This is a genomic window from Belnapia sp. AC561 (genome assembly GCF_979252845.1).
This window is the reverse complement of sequence record NZ_CEEDBP010000524.1, coordinates 1-233: the sequence shown is the minus strand read 5'-3', so window position 1 is coordinate 233 and position 233 is coordinate 1. Positions and strand designations below refer to the sequence as shown.

Sequence of the window (233 nt, the reverse complement as noted above, 5' to 3'; positions counted from 1 at the left end):
CGTACACGCCGTACACCTGGGTAGCGTGCGGGCGGGCGCCGTTGGCCTGGCGCGCCGGCAACGGTCGGCCGTTCTCGCCACGCTCGCGGTCGAGCAAATAAAACTCCAGCTCCACCGCCATCACCGGATAAAAGCCGTCCGCTTTCAGTCGTTCGATCACGTTCACTAACACGTGACGCGGATCGGCCACCGCCGCCGGCATGCCCTGTTGCGGATGCATGCTCACTTGCACC

At 65.2% G+C, this 233-nt stretch carries 1 pseudogene; it reads right to left on the bottom strand.

What is annotated here, in order from left to right:
- Positions 1 to 220: pseudogene (locus tag AC0IW9_RS32115) on the bottom strand (hypothetical protein); the annotation flags it as partial.
- Between the last annotated feature and the right edge of the window lie 13 nt (positions 221 to 233).